The sequence below is a fragment of the Thermolongibacillus altinsuensis genome, from assembly GCF_004341205.1.
Lineage (GTDB): Bacteria > Bacillota > Bacilli > Bacillales > Anoxybacillaceae > Thermolongibacillus > Thermolongibacillus altinsuensis.
Map to the genome: position 1 here is coordinate 71,363 of NZ_SLUL01000001.1, position 19,538 is coordinate 90,900.

At 43.2% G+C, this 19,538-nt stretch carries 24 protein-coding genes and 1 riboswitch; of the genes, 20 read left to right on the forward strand and 4 right to left on the reverse strand.

Going from position 1 to position 19,538, the window contains the following annotated elements; genetic code table 11:
* Positions 1-12: 12 nt before the first annotated feature.
* The 14 genes from EDD69_RS00365 (at position 13) to lysA (ending at position 11,392) form a co-directional block, all read left to right on the forward strand.
* A complete protein-coding gene (locus EDD69_RS00365; RefSeq protein ID WP_132946985.1) occupies positions 13-837 on the forward strand; it encodes a purine-nucleoside phosphorylase in 825 nt (274 codons plus the stop codon).
* Between the two features lie 21 nt (positions 838-858).
* Entirely contained in the window at positions 859-2,160 is a 1,302-nt protein-coding gene (locus EDD69_RS00370; protein WP_132946986.1) for a pyrimidine-nucleoside phosphorylase, read from the forward strand.
* Between the two features lie 92 nt (positions 2,161-2,252).
* Complete coding sequence (locus tag EDD69_RS00375; protein ID WP_132946987.1) at positions 2,253-3,413, forward strand: D-alanyl-D-alanine carboxypeptidase family protein; 1,161 nt, start codon at positions 2,253-2,255, stop codon at positions 3,411-3,413.
* 99 nt (positions 3,414-3,512) lie between these two features.
* The gene (gene spoIIAA / locus EDD69_RS00380; RefSeq protein WP_132946988.1) at positions 3,513-3,863 is read left to right on the forward strand and encodes an anti-sigma F factor antagonist; all 351 of its coding nucleotides are present in this window, start codon (positions 3,513-3,515) and stop codon (positions 3,861-3,863) included.
* The gene (gene spoIIAB, locus EDD69_RS00385; RefSeq protein ID WP_132946989.1) at positions 3,864-4,304 is read left to right on the forward strand and encodes an anti-sigma F factor; all 441 of its coding nucleotides are present in this window, start codon (positions 3,864-3,866) and stop codon (positions 4,302-4,304) included.
* A gap of 13 nt (positions 4,305-4,317) precedes the next feature.
* Entirely contained in the window at positions 4,318-5,061 is a 744-nt protein-coding gene (gene sigF, locus EDD69_RS00390) for an RNA polymerase sporulation sigma factor SigF (protein ID WP_132946990.1), read from the forward strand.
* Between the two features lie 90 nt (positions 5,062-5,151).
* Entirely contained in the window at positions 5,152-5,775 is a 624-nt protein-coding gene (locus tag EDD69_RS00395) for a stage V sporulation protein AA (protein WP_132946991.1), read from the forward strand.
* Positions 5,768-6,187: a stage V sporulation protein AB gene (locus tag EDD69_RS00400; protein ID WP_132946992.1), complete on the forward strand. Its 420-nt coding sequence runs from the start codon at positions 5,768-5,770 to the stop codon at positions 6,185-6,187. Before EDD69_RS00395 ends, EDD69_RS00400 begins: the two co-directional genes overlap by 8 nt.
* A 15-nt stretch (positions 6,188-6,202) precedes the next feature.
* Complete coding sequence (locus EDD69_RS00405) at positions 6,203-6,613, forward strand: SpoVA/SpoVAEb family sporulation membrane protein (RefSeq protein WP_243643001.1); 411 nt, start codon at positions 6,203-6,205, stop codon at positions 6,611-6,613.
* A 12-nt stretch (positions 6,614-6,625) separates the two neighbouring features.
* Positions 6,626-7,636: a stage V sporulation protein AD gene (gene spoVAD / locus EDD69_RS00410; protein WP_132946993.1), complete on the forward strand. Its 1,011-nt coding sequence runs from the start codon at positions 6,626-6,628 to the stop codon at positions 7,634-7,636.
* Entirely contained in the window at positions 7,636-7,959 is a 324-nt protein-coding gene (locus EDD69_RS00415; protein ID WP_132946994.1) for a SpoVA/SpoVAEb family sporulation membrane protein, read from the forward strand. Before spoVAD ends, EDD69_RS00415 begins: the two co-directional genes overlap by 1 nt.
* A complete protein-coding gene (gene spoVAEA, locus EDD69_RS00420) occupies positions 7,960-8,568 on the forward strand; it encodes a stage V sporulation protein SpoVABEA (protein WP_132946995.1) in 609 nt (202 codons plus the stop codon). It abuts the gene before it with no gap.
* Positions 8,519-9,988 (forward strand): spore germination protein, encoded by a 1,470-nt coding sequence (locus tag EDD69_RS00425; RefSeq protein ID WP_132946996.1) that lies wholly within the window; start codon positions 8,519-8,521, stop codon positions 9,986-9,988. The genes spoVAEA and EDD69_RS00425 overlap by 50 nt, the downstream gene beginning before the upstream one ends.
* Positions 9,989-10,075: 87 nt before the next feature.
* Complete coding sequence (lysA, locus tag EDD69_RS00430; RefSeq protein WP_132946997.1) at positions 10,076-11,392, forward strand: diaminopimelate decarboxylase; 1,317 nt, start codon at positions 10,076-10,078, stop codon at positions 11,390-11,392.
* 15 nt (positions 11,393-11,407) lie between these two features.
* Here the strand turns inward: lysA and EDD69_RS00435 are convergent, their stop codons facing one another.
* The 3 genes from EDD69_RS00435 to EDD69_RS00445 all read right to left on the reverse strand — a co-directional run bounded on the left by EDD69_RS00435 (position 11,408) and on the right by EDD69_RS00445 (position 14,116).
* Complete coding sequence (locus EDD69_RS00435; RefSeq protein WP_132946998.1) at positions 11,408-12,271, reverse strand: metallophosphoesterase; 864 nt, start codon at positions 12,269-12,271, stop codon at positions 11,408-11,410.
* Between the two features lie 102 nt (positions 12,272-12,373).
* Complete coding sequence (locus EDD69_RS00440; RefSeq protein ID WP_132946999.1) at positions 12,374-12,955, reverse strand: class I SAM-dependent methyltransferase; 582 nt, start codon at positions 12,953-12,955, stop codon at positions 12,374-12,376.
* A gap of 285 nt (positions 12,956-13,240) precedes the next feature.
* A complete protein-coding gene (locus EDD69_RS00445) occupies positions 13,241-14,116 on the reverse strand; it encodes a DUF1002 domain-containing protein (RefSeq protein ID WP_132947000.1) in 876 nt (291 codons plus the stop codon).
* A gap of 124 nt (positions 14,117-14,240) precedes the next feature.
* Between EDD69_RS00445 and EDD69_RS00450 the strand changes: the two genes are divergently transcribed.
* From EDD69_RS00450 to EDD69_RS00475, 6 genes are all read left to right on the forward strand, one after another.
* On the forward strand, positions 14,241-14,678 hold the full coding sequence (locus EDD69_RS00450; protein ID WP_132947001.1) for a peptidylprolyl isomerase: 438 nt from the start codon (positions 14,241-14,243) through the stop codon (positions 14,676-14,678).
* A 190-nt stretch (positions 14,679-14,868) separates the two neighbouring features.
* A riboswitch (FMN riboswitch) is annotated at positions 14,869-15,004 on the forward strand.
* Between the two features lie 149 nt (positions 15,005-15,153).
* On the forward strand, positions 15,154-16,233 hold the full coding sequence (ribD, locus tag EDD69_RS00455; protein WP_132947002.1) for a bifunctional diaminohydroxyphosphoribosylaminopyrimidine deaminase/5-amino-6-(5-phosphoribosylamino)uracil reductase RibD: 1,080 nt from the start codon (positions 15,154-15,156) through the stop codon (positions 16,231-16,233).
* A 5-nt stretch (positions 16,234-16,238) separates the two neighbouring features.
* The gene (gene ribE / locus EDD69_RS00460; RefSeq protein WP_132947003.1) at positions 16,239-16,877 is read left to right on the forward strand and encodes a riboflavin synthase; all 639 of its coding nucleotides are present in this window, start codon (positions 16,239-16,241) and stop codon (positions 16,875-16,877) included.
* A 23-nt stretch (positions 16,878-16,900) separates the two neighbouring features.
* Complete coding sequence (locus tag EDD69_RS00465) at positions 16,901-18,094, forward strand: bifunctional 3,4-dihydroxy-2-butanone-4-phosphate synthase/GTP cyclohydrolase II (protein ID WP_132947004.1); 1,194 nt, start codon at positions 16,901-16,903, stop codon at positions 18,092-18,094.
* A gap of 16 nt (positions 18,095-18,110) precedes the next feature.
* Entirely contained in the window at positions 18,111-18,575 is a 465-nt protein-coding gene (ribH, locus tag EDD69_RS00470) for a 6,7-dimethyl-8-ribityllumazine synthase (RefSeq protein WP_132947005.1), read from the forward strand.
* Positions 18,576-18,662: 87 nt separating this feature from the next.
* Positions 18,663-19,007 (forward strand): GNAT family N-acetyltransferase, encoded by a 345-nt coding sequence (locus tag EDD69_RS00475; protein ID WP_132947006.1) that lies wholly within the window; start codon positions 18,663-18,665, stop codon positions 19,005-19,007.
* Positions 19,008-19,017: 10 nt separating this feature from the next.
* Here EDD69_RS00475 and EDD69_RS00480 read toward each other — a convergent pair whose 3' ends face one another.
* A complete protein-coding gene (locus EDD69_RS00480; protein ID WP_132947007.1) occupies positions 19,018-19,518 on the reverse strand; it encodes a DUF309 domain-containing protein in 501 nt (166 codons plus the stop codon).
* Positions 19,519-19,538 lie beyond the last annotated feature (20 nt).

Below are 19,538 nucleotides of genomic sequence, written 5' to 3' on the forward strand. Positions count from 1 at the left end.
GGAGGAACACAAATGAATCGAGCAGCGATTGAACAAGCCGCACAATTTTTAAAAGAAAAATTTTCAACTCCGCCACAAATTGGGTTGATTCTCGGTTCAGGCCTTGGTGTGTTGGCAGATGAAATCGAACAGGCGATAAAAATTCCGTATGGCGATATTCCAGGCTTCCCGGTTTCAACCGTTGAAGGTCATGCAGGACAATTAGTGTACGGTCAATTAGAAGGTGCGACTGTTTTAGCGATGCAAGGCCGTTTCCATTACTATGAAGGGTACAGCTTTGACAAAGTGACGTTCCCTGTTCGTGTGATGAAAGCGTTAGGCGTGACGCAATTAATCGTTACGAATGCCGCTGGGGGCGTTAATGAATCATTCCAACCTGGCGATTTAATGATTATTTCCGATCATATTAACAATATGGGAGGAAATCCGCTCATCGGTCCGAATGATCCAGAGCTTGGCGTTCGTTTCCCAGATATGACGGAAGCGTATAGCAAACGATTAAGACAGCTAGCAAAAGACGTCGCGGCCCGTCTAAACCTAAAAGTGCAAGAAGGTGTATATGTCGCCAATACAGGACCATCATATGAAACGCCAGCAGAAATTCGCATGATTCGCGCGATCGGTGGCGATGCGGTCGGCATGTCAACGGTTCCAGAAGTGATCGTCGCTCGTCATGCGAATATGGAAGTATTAGGAATTTCTTGTATTTCGAACATGGCTGCAGGCATTTTAGATCAGCCATTAACACACGATGAAGTGATTGAAACAACCGAAAAAGTAAAAGCGGACTTTTTGCGATTTGTAAAAGCGATTGTTCGCGAAATGGCAGCAAAATAAAAGAGGAGAAGGTGACAAACAATGAGAATGGTTGATTTAATTGAGAAAAAACGAGATGGACATGCGTTAACAACAGAGGAGATTAACTTTATTATTGAAGGTTATACAAAAGGTGATATTCCTGATTATCAAATGAGCGCGCTCGCAATGGCGATTTTCTTCCGCGGGATGACTGAGGAAGAAACAGCAGCATTAACGATGGCGATGGTTCATTCCGGTGAAACGATTGACCTTTCTAAAATTGAAGGGATTAAAGTTGATAAGCATTCCACTGGCGGTGTGGGTGATACAACGACGCTCGTTCTTGGTCCGCTTGTTGCCTCTGTCGGTGTGCCAGTTGCAAAAATGTCCGGCCGCGGCTTAGGTCATACGGGTGGAACGATTGATAAGTTAGAGTCTGTACCAGGTTTCCACGTAGAAATCAGCAATGATGAGTTCATTGAATTAGTAAATAAAAATAAACTAGCGGTCATTGGGCAAACAGGAGATTTAACGCCAGCGGATAAAAAATTGTATGCACTTCGTGACGTGACAGCAACGGTCAACAGCATTCCGCTCATCGCTTCTTCAATCATGAGCAAAAAGATTGCCGCAGGCGCGGATGCGATTGTTCTTGACGTAAAAACTGGCGCAGGAGCGTTTATGAAAGAATTAGACGATGCAAAAGCGTTGGCAAAAGCGATGGTCGATATCGGCAATCGCGTTGGACGTAAAACGATGGCGATCATCTCTGACATGAGCCAGCCGCTCGGTTATGCGGTCGGTAACGCGCTTGAAGTGAAAGAAGCGATTGACACGTTAAAAGGAGAAGGTCCAAAAGATTTACAAGAGCTTTGCTTAGTGCTCGGAAGCCATATGGTTTACCTAGCGGAAAAAGCTTCATCGCTTGAAGAAGCACGTCAAATGTTAGAAAAAGCGATGAAAGACGGTTCAGCGCTTGAAACGTTTAAAAAGTTCTTAGCGGCGCAAGGCGGCGATGCTTCTGTTGTTGATGATCCAAGCAAATTGCCGCAAGCAAAATACGTGATCGAACTTGAAGCGAAAGAAGATGGTTACGTATCTGAAATTGTGGCTGATGCGGTTGGAACAGCAGCAATGTGGCTCGGTGCTGGTCGAGCAACGAAAGAATCGACAATCGATTTAGCAGTCGGTTTAGTGCTTCGCAAAAAAGTTGGCGATGCGGTGAAAAAAGGCGAATCGCTCGTTACGATTTACAGCAACAGCGAACAGATCGATCATGTGAAACAAAAGTTGTATGAAAACATTAAAATTTCTTCTACTCCAGTTCAAGCACCAACATTAATTTATGATAAAATTTCGTAAAACAGAGGGACGATTGTCCCTCTGTTTTTTTTTATGTATAAAAAAAGAAAAATTGGAAAAGATGGCATGTATAAAGAATGGAGGGGTTGGAGATGAAGCGATTTGCTATTAGCTTATTTGTGATCATGTTATTATGGATTCCCATTGTGCCTGCTTATGCACAAGAACCAAAAGTGGAATTAGTCCGTGATGCAAAATCGGCGATTTTAATTGAGCGTGATACGGGAATGATTTTGTATGAAAAAAACGCCCATGAAAAATTGCCGCCAGCGAGCATGACGAAAATTATGACGATGCTTCTTATTATGGAAGCGCTTGATCAGGGAAAATTGAAGTTAAATGAAAAAGTACGGGCAAGTGAATATGCGGCATCGATGGGCGGTTCACAAATTTTTCTTGAAGCAGGAGAGGAAATGACCGTTAATGATTTATTAAAAGGGATCGCTATCGGTTCTGGAAACGACGCATCTGTCGCGCTTGCGGAGCGAATTGCGGGATCGGAAGAAACGTTTGTGCAAATGATGAATGAAAAAGCAAAACAACTCGGTTTGAAAAACACATCTTTTCAAAATCCGACGGGATTGCCAGCAAAAGACCATTACAGCACCGCTTATGATATGGCAATTATGGCGAAAGAGTTATTAAAATATGAACTTATTACAAAGTATACAGGTCAATATGAAGACTATTTACGGGAAAATACGGATAAAAAATTTTGGCTTGTGAACACGAACCGTCTTGTCAAATTTTATACGGGCGTTGACGGATTAAAAACAGGATATACGAGCGAAGCAAAATATTGTTTAACAGCGACAGCGAAAAAAGGAAATATGCGCGTCATTGCCGTTGTATTTGGCGCACCGACACCGAAAGAGCGCAATGCTCAAATTACGAAAATGCTCGATTATGCGTTTAGTCATTACGAAACGCATCCTCTTTATAAAAGAGGAGAAACAATCACAACGGTTAAAGTGAGCAAAGGAAAGAAGAAAGAAGTAAAGGTTGTTACATCGGAGCCAATTTCGGTGTTAACAAAAAAAGGTGAATCGGTCGAAAAAATTGAAAAATCATGGAACATATCAAAAAATGTGAAAGCACCGGTGAAAAAAGGAGATGTGCTCGGCACACTAGTGTTGAAAAAAGACGGAACGACGATTACGAAAAGTCCGCTGATCGCAAAAGAGGATGTAGGAGAAGCGAATTTTTGGCAGCTTTTTAAACGCATGTTTGGATCATTTTCACGATCATCATGACGAAATGTAGCGAATGAACACTAGTTTTGTCGTTAAGAAGGATTGCTTTGGCTTTGGAGCGAAACCTTTCTTATCCAAATGGATAAGGAGGAAGTAACAGTGAGTCTATCGATTCAATTAGAAGTCAAACAAGATGTTTTGCTCATTCGGCTGGCTGGTGAACTGGATCATCATACGGCGGAAGAGTTGCGTTTGCACGTAACAGAAGTATTGGAAAAAGAAAATGTACGTCACATCATTTTAAATTTGGAACAATTAACGTTTATGGACAGTTCTGGATTAGGTGTCATTTTAGGAAGATATAAACAAATTAAAAGAATTGGTGGAGAAATGGTGGTTTGCTCTGTTTCGCCATCGATCAAACGATTGTTTGATATGTCCGGACTGTTTAAAATCATTCGTTTAGAAACGGATGAACAATTTGCATTGCAAACGTTGGGGGTGGCATAAATGCGAAACGAAATGCACCTCCAGTTTTCTGCGCTCAGTCAAAATGAATCGTTTGCGCGCGTGACGGTTGCTGCTTTTGTTGCTCAGTTAGATCCGACGATGGATGAGTTGACAGAAATTAAAACGGTTGTTTCAGAAGCGGTTACCAATGCGATTATTCACGGGTATGAAAACGATCCAAATGGCATTGTTTACATTTCTGTTGTGTTAGAAGATCATGCTGTTCGTTTAACGATTCGCGATGAGGGAAAAGGAATTGTTGACGTTGAAGAAGCTCGTCAACCGTTGTTTACGACAAAGCCAGAACTTGAACGCTCCGGAATGGGATTTACGATTATGGAAAATTTTATGGATGAAGTACGCATTCATTCAGAAGTGAATAAAGGAACGACGGTTGAACTCATTAAGTATTTAACGAAAAGCAAAGCGCTATGCAATTAAGGGAGACATGCCTATGGATGTCGAGGTACAAACGTATTTAAAAGACCATGAGGTAAAAGAGCTCATTAAGCGTAGTCAAGAAGGAGATCAAGAGGCGAGAGATGAGATTGTTCAAAAAAATATGCGCCTCGTTTGGTCGGTTGTGCAACGTTTTTTAAACCGTGGTTATGAAGCGGAAGATTTGTTTCAAATCGGCTGTATCGGATTAATGAAGTCGGTTGATAAATTTGATTTATCGTATGATGTAAAATTTTCCACATATGCTGTGCCGATGATTATCGGTGAAATTCAGCGCTTCATTCGTGACGATGGTTCGGTAAAAGTGAGCCGTTCATTAAAGGAAATGGGCAATAAAATTCGGAAAGCAAAAGATGAATTGGCAAAAAAATATGGTCGTGTGCCTACCGTTATTGAGATTGCGGAATTTTTAGCGATTTCTCCTGAAGACGTTGTTCTTGCTCAAGAAGCAATACGCTCGCCAACTTCCATTCATGAAACGGTATATGAAAATGATGGGGATCCAATTACACTTCTTGATCAAATTGCGGATCAACAGGAGGATGTATGGTTTAATAAAATTGCGCTTAAAAAAGCAATGGAAGAGCTTGATGATCGTGAACGATTAATTGTCTATTTGCGTTACTATAAAGATCAGACACAATCAGAAGTGGCATCTAGATTAGGCATCTCTCAAGTACAGGTTTCGCGATTAGAAAAAAAAATTTTACAGCAAATGAAATCCCGAATGGATGAATAACATCTGTTTGGGATTTTTTTATGTATACCTCTTTCTTTCTTATCTCATACTACATGTCAAAGAGAGGAAGAAGTAAGGTGGGGGGAAGAGATGGAACAAACGGTATTTTTGAAGTTGCGTCATCGTATTCAAGTATATCCGAATGCAACGGTATTCATTAGGGATATTGCACAAATGGTAACGGTTGATGATGCGCTTATGTGCCGCTTAAAGGACATTCCGCTTTATACCGTACAAAAGCGAGACCGCAACATTGTGATTATCGATGTGATGCATGTGATGAAAGCCATTGTTCGCCATTTTCCGAATGTGGATGTTCAAACGGTCGGACCATCACAAACGATTGTTGAAGTCGTATATGAAAAAAAGCGTCTTTCTTTTCTTTATTTTGCGCTTGTTTGGTTGCTTCTTTTTGTCGGTTCCGCGCTTGCGGTTATGAATTTTCATGAAGATGTAAGCATGCAGCAAGTGCAACAACGTTTGTATCGCATCATAACGGGTGAAAAGGAGGCAAAGCCGCTTTGGTTTCAAATTCCGTATTCATTAGGTTTGGGAATTGGCATGATTTTATTTTTTAACCATTTTTTCCGCAAGCGAATCAATGAAGAGCCTAGTCCGTTAGAAGTGGAGATGTTTCAATATCAACAATCGCTTGATCAATATGTCATTATGCATGAGAACAAAGAAGCGATGAGGCGAATCGAGGATGATTAGTCATTTTCTTACGATTTTTGTCGGATTTTCAGGCGGATTGGCGGTAGGGGCTGGATTTGTTGCCTTTTTAACAGTTCTTGGCGTGATTCCGCGCATCACTCAATTGACGAAGACGATGAAATTAATTGCGGCCTATGAATGGGGAGTGATCCTTGGTGCAATATGTGGAGGTTGGGTGAGTTTACGTGATCCGCTCTTGTTTTTAACCCCATATGTCCTCATACCGCTCGGATTATTTAGCGGTGTGTTTGTCGGGATGCTTGCTGCGGCGTTAACGGAAGTATTGAATGTCTTCCCGATTTTAGCGAAGCGTATGGGTGTTTCCGATCAAATTGTTGTTTTATTAATGGCGGTTGTGTTTGGCAAAGTGGTCGGTTCGTTGTTTCATTGGCTTTATTTTGTTGATCATTAACGGAAGGTGAAGGCTATGCAGAAAAAAACGTATGAAAGCATTGCTCAACCGTTTCAACCATCTGTGCCATACGTGATGAATGCGATGAAAGCGTTCATTGTCGGTGGGTTAATCTGTTTGTTCGCACAATTGCTTATGGATGCGTATCGCTTCTTTTTTTCAATGGAAGGAGAGCAAGCGGTGCGCTGGGTGAATGGAACGCTAATGGTGGCAGCCGCCCTTTTTACCCCTTCTGGCTTCTATCGAAAAATGACTCAATTTTCAGGTGCGGGCGCATTGGTACCGATGACGAGCTTAGCGAACATTTGGACAAGTTCAGCGTTGGAATATCGAAAGGAAGGATTGAGTGAACATGTGTTTCACGTTGGAGGAAGCATCGTTGTAACAGCTGTTGTCGCTACATACATCGCGTCACTATTTTTATAGAGGGGGAAATGAATGAAGTTGACTGGCAAACAAACGTGGTTATTTGAAAACGACATTTATATTGAAGAGACAGGAACAGTCGTCGGGCCGAAAGAAGGGGAAGGTCCGCTAAGGCATCAATTTGATCGAACGTATGAAGATCTGTATTGTGAACAACCTAGTTGGGAGCTTGCGGAGCGACAATTAATGAAAGAAGCGATTGAAGTTTGTTTGGAAAAAGCAAACGTAAGAAAGGAAGCGATTGATTTTTTTGTGGCAGGAGATTTGTTAAATCAAAATGTTACGGCCAATTATGTCGCTCGAGAGATGGGTTTCCCTTTTTTAGGCGTTTTTGGTGCTTGTTCAACGGTGATGGAAGCACTGTTAATCGGGGCGATGCTTATCGATGGGCAATTTGCGCGCCGCGTGTTAACAGCGACAAGCAGCCATTATGGAGCAGCAGAGCGGCAGTTTCGGTTTCCGACGACATTAGGGGTGCAAAAGGCCAACAGCGCGGCTTGGACGGTGACAGGCGGAGCCGCTGCGCTTGTTAGTAAGCAACCTTCTCCATTCCGGATTCGCGCTGCGACCGCGGGGAAAGTGATCGATGGCGGCAGCGACAATCCGCTTAATATGGGAACAGCGATGGCACCGGCAGCGGTCGATACGATTCGCCAACATTTTTTTGATCTTCAATTGGATGAACGAGCATATGATCTCATCGTAACTGGAGATTTAGGGAAAGTCGGAAGCATCATCGCTAAGCAAATGTTGAAAGAGGAAGGATTGGAAGTTGGCGAACGTTACCGCGATTGCGGTGTGATGATTTATCATTCGGAGCAAAACGCGTTTGCAGGCGGCAGCGGTTGTGCGTGCTGTGCTGTTGTCACGTATGGTCATTTATTCAATGAAATGAAAAGAGGAAAGGTGAAGAACATGTTGATAGTCGCCACAGGTGCATTGTTTAGCCCAACGATGATCAAACAAAAACAAACGATTCCATCGATTGCTCATGCAGTGGCGATTGAAGCGGTGAGTAGATGATGGATGCTTACGTTTCTGCTTTTTTCGTTGGCGGAGCGCTTTGTTTGATCGGGCAGCTATTGCTTGATCTGGTGAAATGGTCGTTTGTTCGTGTGATGAGCAGTTTTGTTGTACTCGGCGTCATCATCGAAACGTTCGGGTGGTATGACGATGTGCAAACATGGGCGGGAGCAGGTGTAAGGACTACGCTTGTTCACCTGGGGCATGCGTGTGCCGAAGGAGTGAGGAATGAGCATTTTGCCGCCGCCGTTTTCTTTTTTTCTTTTCCTGTTTTCGTTGCTTTTTTAACGGCGCTCATGTTTAAGCCAAGGGGGCAAAAATGAATGCAAAAAAGAAAAGTCATTTTAGTGACCGATGGCGATGAGTATGTGAAACGAACGCTTGAAGAGATGGCCAAACAGTTTGGCGGTCGATGCATTAGCCTCTCGCAAGGCAATCCATCGCTGTTAACGGGAGAACAGTTAGTGCAACTGATTTTGCAAACTCCTTATGATCCGGTATTGGTTATGTTTGATGACAGCGGCATTGTCGGAGAAGGTGCGGGAGAGCGAGCGCTTCGCTATGTGGCCACACATGAACAAATTGAAGTGTTAGGAGCGATTGCGGTTGCCTCACATACGCGCCACCGCGAGTGGACAAAAGTGGATGTATGTATCGATCGCGACGGGGAATTAACGGAGTATGGCGTCGATAAAGAGGGGATTCGTGAGTGGGAATTGAAGCGAGTGAGCGGAGATACGGTTGATTGTTTAGATCAATTGCCGATCCCGATCATTATCGGGATCGGTGATATTGGAAAAATGGGGTATCGCGATCACATTCGCTTCGGCTCCCCGATTACGAAAAAAGCAATTGAACTCATTTTGGAAAGGAGTGGATACGATGCCTGTACAAAATCACATTCCAATTTCATCGAATTTGAAAGAAAATGAACAATTTTTCAAAGATGCGATTGGCGTTGGAACGAGTTTTGATTTAGGTGTTCGCAAATTAAAAGTTTTAAAAACGGATGTGCATCTTTACTATTGCAACGGTCTTTGCGATACGCAGTATATTATTAAGTTGCTTGAAATTCTTGTTGAGGCCAATGATCGTGAACGCCAGACTTCGAAGGTGAAAACGGTTATTGAAAATCGGCTTGTGCACCAACAAGTCAACCCTATTGAAAATTTAGATGAAGCGGTTGATTTTTTATTAACAGGGCTCATTCTCCTATTCATTGAAGGAGAAACGACGGCATTTGCTGTCGATGTGCGCAGCTATCCAGGAAGACAGCCTGAAGAACCAGATACGGAAAAGGTGGTGCGCGGAGCACGCGATGGATATGTAGAAAATATTATTGTGAACACGGCGCTGACACGTCGCCGCATTCGCGATGAACGGCTGCGTTTTGAAATGCTTCAAATCGGGGAACGTTCGAAGACGGACGTTTGCATTGCTTACATTCAAGATGTGGCCAATCCTGGGCTTGTCGAACTCATTAAAAAAGAGCTTCAAGAAATTGAAATTGACGGATTGACGATGGCGGATAAAACCGTTGAGGAATTTTTAGTAAAGCAAGGATACAATCCGTATCCGCTCGTTCGCTATACGGAGCGTCCCGATGTGGCGGCGAATCATTTGTTAGAAGGGCATGTTCTTGTGATGGTCGATACATCACCAAGCGTCATTATTACGCCAACGACGTATTTTCATCATGTACAACATGCGGAAGAGTATCGGCAGTCACCCGCAGTTGGAACGTTTGTCCGTTGGGTTCGTTTTTTCGGCATTATCGCTTCGCTCTTTTTGTTGCCGCTTTGGTCTTTATTCGTTTTAGAACCTTCGTTGTTGCCGAAAAATTTAGCATATATCGGTCCGAATGAAAAAGCGAACATTCCAATTTTGGTGCAACTGTTAATCGCCGATATTGGGATTGAGTTTTTACGCATGGCTGCCATTCATACACCGACGCCGCTATCGACGGCGATGGGCTTAATTGCGGCAGCGTTAATAGGGGAAATTGCAATTAATGTCGGTTTGTTTGTTCCTGAAGTCATTTTATATGTTTCAATTGCCGCCATCGGCTCATTCGCAACGCCAAGCTATGAATTAAGTGTTGCAAATAAAATTTCCCGGCTTATTTTGCTGATTGTGATTGCTGCGTTTGGCGTGCCCGGATTTATGATCGGTGTGACTGCGTATGTTCTTTTTCTTGTTAACATCCGTTCGCTCAATACGCCTTATTTGTGGCCGTTTATTCCGTTTGATCCAGGAGCGTTTATGCAAATTCTTGTCCGTCGTTCCGTCGCAGGTTCGTCGATTCGTCCAAGCATCGTTCATCCGCAAAACCGCCAAAAACAACCGACATAAAAAAAGGTTGAAACATCGTGCTAATTATGGTAAGTTTTCCTTAATTATTTTGTACGATTGATCATCAAGAGGAGAGGAAGACGAAAGATGTTTCATGGAACGAGTCGAGTTAATGAACGGGGGCATTTAGAAATCGGTGGAGTCGATACCATTGAACTGGCAAAAACGTATGGCACACCGCTTTACGTGTACGATGTTGCGCTCATTCGCAAGCGCGCTCGTGCATTTAAACAAACGTTTGAAAAGCACGGACTTCGTGCACAAGTCGCTTATGCGAGCAAAGCATTTTCCGCGATTGCGATCGTTCAACTGATGGCAGAAGAAGGATTGTCGCTCGATGTCGTTTCAGGCGGAGAGTTGTATACAGCTCTGAAAGCCGGTTTTCCTGTTGAGCGCATTCATTTTCATGGCAACAATAAAAGTCGGGAAGAATTGGAAATGGCGCTTCGTGCAGGCATTGGCTGCATCGTCGTTGATAACTTTTATGAGCTGTCGCTTTTAGAGCAGTTAAGTCGGGAGTTTGAACGAAAAACGCCGATTTTGCTTCGGGTTACGCCGGGAATTGAAGCTCATACGCACGATTACATTTTAACGGGGCAAGAAGATTCAAAGTTTGGATTTGATTTGCATAACGGTCAAGCGGATGAGGCGCTCAAGCAAGCGCTCGCTTCTCCGCATCTGCAAGTGCTTGGCATCCATTGTCATATCGGTTCGCAAATTTTTGAGGCAACCGGCTTTGTGCTTGCGGCGAAAAAACTATTTGAAAAATTAGCTGCATGGCGTGATCAATATCGCTTTGTCGCTGAAGTGGTCAACCTTGGCGGTGGTTTTGGCATTCGCTATACGAGCGAGGATGATCCGTTAGCGCCTGAACAATATGTCGAAGAAATTATTCAGGAAGTGAAGCGAGACGTTGAGATGTTTTCGCTCCCAATGCCAGAAATTTGGATTGAGCCGGGACGCTCGCTTGTTGGAGATGCGGGGACGACGATTTATTCGATCGGTTCGCGCAAAGAAGTGCCAAACATCCGTCAATATGTTGCTGTTGATGGAGGAATGAGCGACAACATTCGTCCCGCTCTTTATGAGGCCAAATACGAGGCGGTGCTTGCGAATCGCGTTCTCGATGAAAAAGAAGAAGTTGTCTCGATCGCCGGAAAGTGCTGTGAATCAGGCGATATGCTCATTTGGGATTTACCGCTTCCAAAAGCAGAGGCTGGGGATTATTTGGCGGTATTTTGTACCGGTGCATACGGCTATGCGATGGCAAACAATTACAATCGTTTGCCGCGTCCTGCTGTTGTGTTTGTGGAAAATGGCGAAGCCCAGCTCGTCATTCGCCGTGAAACGTATGAAGATTTAGTGCGTTTGGATGTGCCGTTGAAGACGAAAGTGAATAAGTGAAATGAGAAAAAGACTCTAACATGAAACGGCTGTTAGAGTCTTTTCTTTTATATTTGTTAATGGAATATGATGCAACGTAATCTCTGGACGACTGCCGACGCGAATATTGATCAACGTTTGTCCCAATCCTTCGCTGATATAGAACGGCTTTCCATTATAAAAATGCAAACCTTTAATCATGTTCATTTTCAACATTTTTTTCGCCATCTTAGCAAGATGGTAAGGCTTAGGCCAATGAATTTGTCCGCCGTGAAAATGACCGGATAAGAGGTAATCGAAAGGAAATTTTTTCATTTGAAGGACAATGCTTGGATCATGGGTTAAGACTAAATGAAAACCCCTTTTGGCCCCGGAAAATGCTTGATTTAAATCGCTTCTATTTGTATAAAAATCATCAATTCCAATAATATTGACCGGTCTTCCTTCAATGACAATCGTTTCATTTTCATTTTGCAATGTTTTGCAACCATATTTCTTTAATGTTTTTTTGAGTTGATCAAAATCCGCTTGTTTTAATTTGTAATCGTGATTCCCAAACACAGCATAGATCCCGTATTTGGCATCTAACTGATTAAAGACTTTTAAATAAGGAATCAGTTTTGGAATGCTTTGTTTTTTATCTAAATAATCACCTGTAAGCGCAATTAAATCAATTTTTTCATCTTTCAATCTATGATAAAGCTGCTTTGGTGAAATGGAAATTTTCTCAAGATGCATATCGGAAATTTGTAAAACCGTAAAGGTGTTTGGCGAAGGATCGCCTGATGTGTCCAAAGATAGATGAACTTTATTTAAAATAAGTTTATGTGTATTTTTATATGTCTTATAAAACAGCAGTATAAAGGCAACTATAACTATAATGAAAAAGATGATCACCATCATATTTTCCTCCTATATGAATCCCTTTCTCCTATGTCAATTATAGAGAAAAACAAGTGAGATGGTTAGAGGGAATTGATGGTGTAAAACCGTGAATGTAGATTACGAAAGGAATGCGGTAAAGTAAAGTTCGTTGTAAAAGAAACATTTTTTGAATTTCTTTAAAACCGTGCATTGAAAATCCCCTGCGGTAAAGTATTTTATATACTCATCCTCATTTCGTATATATTCACCTTTGTCGTAACGTTTCATAAACCAATTGCTGATGTGGCTATTTTCGAAAAAACAAGGCTCTATGGCAACCACTTTCCCATCTGCTTTTAAAACCCTTTTAAATTCCTTGATGTAGTTCGTGATTTGTTCAGGTGGAATGTGATGCAGAACAGCTATAATTAAAATGAAATCAAAACTTTGATCATCAGCAGGGATTTCATTTCCAGAAAACGAGCCAAAGCGATATTGCGGATATTTTTTTTGAGCAAAATCGATTCGCCTTTTGTCTGGATCGATTCCGAAATAATGTTCTGGAGAGGAGAGCGTACAGTTTGCTCCAGTGCCTGCACCGAAATCTAGTACTTTTTTATTTGCAAAATCGAAATGTTGCTGTATATGATTTTGGATATATTTTTTTGTGAACCATTTTGGCCGAACAAATGTATGGTAAACGCTTGGTGGTAATTGCAAACCGTCACACCGTCCTTATATGTTTGATGCAGTAAAATGTGCTCGATTGTTATTGTGCTTAAATGAATGGGTGAATATATTAGGAAATTTATGTTATCTTTCATTAATATGGCGATGAATAAAGCTTCTGACATATCTCAGCATAATAGAAGACCGCTTTTCTGCCATAGGCGGCAAGAGTTTTCTTGCCGCCTCGGCATGCGAACGGCAAAAAGCTTAATCATGACATGATGAACCGAGTGCATTTACATAAAAAAAAGGGGGATTCCCCCTTTTTTGCGTAATTTACAGTTTTGATCCTGAAATAAACGCTGATTTAATGGCATTCCAAATCTCTCTTAAAATATCGGCGATGCGTTGCATAAACGTTTGACCTTCTTCCGATTGAAGGAAAGCAGAGAGTTGGTCTTTTGCTTTCGCAAGCTGATCGTTCACTTGATTCCAATCAATGTTTGCATTTTTCATTTTGTTGAAAAGCGAAATTAAGCTGTTGATTTCGTCTTCGGTTAACGTAATGCCTAAATCTTTAGCGACGCGCTCAATAATCGCGCGCAAGTCCTCATCTGTTTTCGGAGCGTTTTTAGCGATTTCTTCCTTAATTCCTGCAAGAAGAGCGACCGCTTGATCGTTTCCGATCGATTTGCCGAGCTGCGCTGTTTTCACCATTTCCTCGTTGGCTACTTTTTTCACTTCATCTGGAATGACTTTGTCGGAAGACACTTCATATGCTTTCATCAAGCCGGTTAATGCTGCCGTTCCAGAGACAGGAAACGGAGCGGTGATATAGATTTTCGCGTCTTTCACTCCTGCGGTAATGAGGGCATTCATGTACATTTCTTTTGTTACCCAGTTAATGTTGTTCGTTTCCACTTCCAATCCTGAACCAGGTGCACCGATCGTAATCATGGAAGATGAAATGGCTTTTGTGCCAATTTGTCCTTTCGGAATGACGTCGCCGAGATATTTATGTTCTTCGGCGTTCGAGACGGTAATGATTTCGGCATTTTCCGGCGCGTTCATTTCTTTCAAAACTTGTTGTTTTTGTTGCTCCGTCAAGTTTTCGCCAAGCGTCACAATGACGTCTCCTTCAACAGCGTCAGCGGCGCTGATCGTTGGAAAAAGAAAAAGCATAGCTATGAATAAAAGCGATAATTTCTTCATGTCATCACACTCCTTTATTATGGATTCATTTTTCATTGTACAAACATTTTCGTGAAGATAGAAGCGAAATGTAGTAAAATGAAAGAGCATTTGTTTTTACGTTAGAAAGGTGGCGAAGGTTTCAATGGTGAAAAAAGGTTATATTTTAATGGACAGCGGAGAAAAAATCGAATTTGAACTGTTTCCGAATGAAGCGCCGATCACGGTTAAAAATTTCGAAAAATTAGCAAACGAAGGATTTTATGACGGATTAACGTTTCACCGCGTCATTCCGGGATTTGTGAGCCAAGGGGGATGCCCGCGCGGCAACGGAACAGGCGATGCGGGTTACACGATTCCATGCGAAACGGATGGGAATCCTCATAAACATATTGAAGGTGCAATGTCCATGGCTCATCGCGGCCGTGATACAGGAAGCTGTCAATTTTTTATTTGTCATGAACCGCAGCCGCATTTAGACGGTGTACATACTGTATTCGGCCAAGTAACATCGGGGATGGATGTTGTGAAAGCGATGAAAAACGGCGATGTCATGAAAGAAGTAAAAGTATGGGAAGAGTAAAGGAAAAAGCTTAACAGATGCGTTCTGTTAAGCTTTTTTGAAAGGATGGGACAAAATGAAGAAGAATTGGATTTTGTTTTTCATTTTGCTCGGTGCCAGTTTGGTGTGGGGACTTGTGTATTGGCTGTTCATTGCTAAATGATGGACATTTGTTTGTATTGTGATATAATGATAGAAAAATGAAATATATTCAATCCTTCGGGGCAGGGTGAAATTCCCGACCGGCGGTGATGAAACGAAAAACGTTTCTCAGCCCGCGAGCCGTATAGGCACGATCCGGTGAAATTCCGGAGCCGACAGTATAGTCTGGATGGGAGAAGGATTGCCGAAAACTCACGTTCGCTATGTTTTTCGAAACATGTTACGCGACGTTGGGTTATTTTTGCTATGCAAAAAAAAGGCGATCTTTACATACATCTGCCCTAGGACTTATTTCCTAGGGTTTTTATTTTTAGTAAAGAAAGGCGGTGAATGGATGAACGATGAACAATATATGCGCTTTGCTTTGCAGCTGGCGCAAGCAGCGGTCGGACAAACATCGCCTAACCCTGTTGTCGGTGCGGTCGTTGTCAAAGACGGAGAAATTGTCGGATTTGGCACTCATTTAAAAGCGGGCGAGCCGCATGCGGAAGTGCATGCGTTGCGCATGGCAGGCGAGAAAGCGAAAGGGGCAACGGTGTATGTGACGCTTGAACCGTGCAGCCATTACGGCAAAACGCCGCCGTGTGCGGATTTGCTCATTGAAAAAGAAGTGAGACGGGTTGTCGTTGCCACAACGGATCCAAATCCGCTTGTGGCGGGAAAAGGAATTGCGAAATTGCGTCAGGCAGGCATTGCCGTCGATGTTGGCGTGCTCAAAGAAGAAGCGGATGAATTAAACGAAATGTTTTTCCATTATATTTCAACAAAAACGCCGTATGTAACGTTAAAGTATGCGATGAGTTTAGATGGAAAAATTGCCACAAAAACAGGGGAAAGCAAATGGATTACGTCCGAGGAGGCCCGGCGAGATGTGCATCGTTATCGCCGCGCGCACGATGCGATTTTAGTCGGAGTGGAAACGGTGCTTGCCGATGATCCAAGCTTGACGGTGCGTCTTGGCGACGGCGGAAAAAATCCGATTCGCATCATTTTAGATACGCGTTTGCGCACTCCGCTTGAAGCAAAAGTCGTTCGTGACGGAGAAACTCCGACGTGGATCGTTGTCGGAAGTGAAGTAACCGAAGCGCAAATGGCGCCATACCGTGAAAAAAATGTGCAAATCATTCAAATGAATGAAGCGTCTATTACGATTCCGTCGCTTTTAAAGGTGCTCGGCGAAAAAAAGGTGATGTCACTGTTTGTCGAAGGCGGAGCAGCGGTGCATGGAAGCTTTGTTGCCGCTAAAGCGTTTCAACAAGTGATCGCGTATATCGCGCCGAAATTCATTGGCGGAAAAGAGGCTCCTTCGCCGGTCGGCGGAAGCGGATTTGCGCATATGGCGGAAGTAATGTCTTTACAGATTAAGCAGGTCGAAACAATCGGTCCAGATATCAAAATTGTGGCTAAAGGATGATGTCGATGTTTACAGGGATTATTGAAGAAGTCGGAACCGTAGAACAAATCAAGCAAACAGGCGAGGCGATGGTGTTTACGATTGGCGCCCGCAAAGTGCTAGAAGACGTTCAGCTCGGCGACAGTATTGCTGTGAACGGCGTATGTTTAACTGTGACGTCGTTTACGGATCGCTCGTTCACCGTCGATGTTATGCCTGAGACGGTAAAGGCGACTTCGTTGCGCACATTAACGCGCGGGGCGAAAGTCAATTTAGAGCGAGCGATGGCAGCAAACGGAAGATTCGGCGGTCATTTTGTCTCCGGACATGTTGATGGCATCGGAGAAATTGTTCGTAAGCAGCCTGTGGCGAATGCGGTATATTACGACATTAAAGTGCCGCGCGAATTGCGTAAGTATATGATTTTAAAAGGTTCCGTCGCCGTTGATGGAACGAGCTTAACGATTTTTGGCTTGACCGATGAAACGTTTACGATTTCGCTCATTCCGCATACGCGCGAAGCAACGATTTTAGGAGAAAAGAAAGTCGGCGATATCGTGAATATTGAATGTGACATCATCGGAAAATATGTTGAGCAATTTGTAAGCGGAAAAAAAGAGGAAACGATCACGCTTGACTTCTTGGAAAAACATGGATTTAAGTGATTTTAAGTAAAGGAGGGAGTACGATGTTTCATTCCATTGAAGAAGCGATTTACGATTTAATGCAGGGAAAAATTATTATTGTTTGCGACGATGAAGATCGTGAAAATGAAGGAGATTTTGTTGCGCTTGCCGAAAAAGCAACACCGGAAGTGATCAATTTTATGATTACGCACGGCCGCGGGCTCGTGTGCGTGCCGATTACGGAAGAACTGGCGGAACGTCTCGATTTAACGCCGATGGTTAATCATAATACGGATTCGCACGGAACGGCTTTTACAGTGAGCATTGATCATAAGTCAACGACGACGGGCATTAGCGCCTTCGAGCGTGCGCGAACGATTCAAGAGCTGCTCAATCCAGAAGCGAAAGCGAGCGATTTTAAACGACCTGGTCATGTTTTCCCGCTTGTCGCTAAAAAAGGCGGGGTGTTGCGCCGAGCAGGACATACGGAGGCAGCGGTTGATTTGGCGCAGCTTTGCGGTGCGAAGCCAGCGGGCGTCATTTGCGAAATTATTAAAGACGATGGCACGATGGCGCGCGTTCCAGATTTGCAAAAAATAGCCGAACAATTTGATATGAAAATGATTACGATCAAAGATTTAATCGCTTATCGCAATCGGAAAGAAAAATTGGTGAAGCGGGAAGTCGAAATTACGCTTCCAACCGATTTCGGCGAATTTAAAGTCATCGGCTATTCGAATACGCTCGATGGAAAAGAGCATTTAGCGATCGTCAAAGGGGAAGTCATTCCTGATGAACCGATTTTAGTGCGCGTTCATTCGGAGTGTTTGACGGGCGATGTGTTTGGATCGCACCGTTGCGACTGCGGTCCGCAGCTTCATGCGGCGCTAAAGCAAATTGAAGAAGAAGGACGCGGTATTCTTTTATACATGCGTCAAGAAGGACGCGGCATTGGATTGCTAAATAAGCTGCGCGCTTATAAGTTGCAGGAACAAGGGTATGATACAGTGGAAGCAAATGAAAAACTTGGCTTTGCGCCTGATTTGCGCGACTATGGAATAGGGGCGCAAATTTTAAAAGATTTAGGCGTGACGAAAATGCGACTGCTTACGAATAATCCGCGCAAAATCGCGGGCTTGAAAGGGTATGGTTTGGAAGTCGTTGAGCGCGTTCCGCTCCAAATGCCAGCAAGGCGCGAAAATGAACGCTATTTGCGAACAAAATATGAAAAACTAGGACATTTGTTGCATTTTTAAAAGGGGGAATGAAACGATGAAAGTATACGAAGGAAATTTAGTTGGCACAGGTTTAAAAATCGGCATTGTGGTGGCACGTTTTAACGAATTTATTACGAGCAAATTGCTTTCCGGTGCGCTTGATGGTTTAAAGCGTCACGGTGTTTCGGAAGAGGACATCGAAGTCGCATGGGTGCCTGGAGCGTTTGAAATTCCGCTTGTGGCGAAAAAAATGGCAGAATCGAAAAAGTATGATGCCATCATTACGCTTGGAGCGGTCATTCGCGGAGCGACGAGCCATTATGACTATGTATGCAATGAAGTAGCGAAAGGAACGTCACAGGCGGCACTTTCTTCGGGGGTTCCGGTCATTTTTGGCGTGCTAACGACCGATACGATCGAGCAAGCGATTGAGCGAGCTGGGACAAAAGCAGGAAATAAAGGATGGGAAGCAGCCGTCAGTGCGATAGAAATGGCGAATGTCATGCGCACATTTTCTTAAAAGAGGTTTAAAAAAACGACAAGAACGTTTATAATAGCTAATTAGAAGTAGCTAAAGAAAAGTCTTGTCGATAATGAGGGATTGTTTATGCTGATTCGCTATCGAAAAAACTATGAGAAAATTGCAATGGGTCTTTTGTCATTTATGCCGACGGAAAAAGATTTAAAACATCTACAACAAACGATGAAAAACTATGAAGCGAACGATGACTGGCAGCTGTTTTTATGGAAAGAGGATGAAGATTTTATCGGAATTATCGGTGTCATCATTCGCGAAGATGCCGTTGAAGTTCAGCATATTAGCGTCAATCCGTCCCATCGCCATCAAGGAATCGGAAAGCAAATGGTCAAGGCGTTGAAAGACCTTTATCCTGAAAAAAAACTGTGTGCGAATGACATGATTGCAGCTTTTTTGGATAAATGTGAACAGTGACAGGGATGCATCAGCGTCCCTGTTGTTTTTTTTGCTTTTGACGCTCGCGCTCGGCAATGACGTCGCTTCGATCGCGCAACATATGTTTATGAATGAGAAAGGCGTTCGTCATATCGCTCGGTTGCCCGAAACGTCCACTGCAAGCGAGTTCGCATCTTTTTTTTAGATGTTGGTCGCGAAACGGAAGTTCGACATCTTTGTACGGAACGTTTGCTTCAATGTCTTTTTGTCGTGTGACTAAAAGCGCAAGTAATTTTTCCTCATCGAGCCCTAAGGAACGAATCGCTTCTTTTTCAGCGGTGAGAAGGCGAATCGCTTTTTCAAGCAATCGTTTTGCTCCGTTTCGATTGCCGCGCCGTTCATGATAAAACGCGACCGCCAATTGAATGAGTCCAATCCAGACTCGTTCACCGCTTTTTTTCCAATGTTCTTCTAGTATTTCATGACATTCAAAATAATCGCGATCGCCATGAAAATAGACGAGATAGTCGATATAAGCTTGTGGATACAACAAATGCTCCCCCTTTTTTT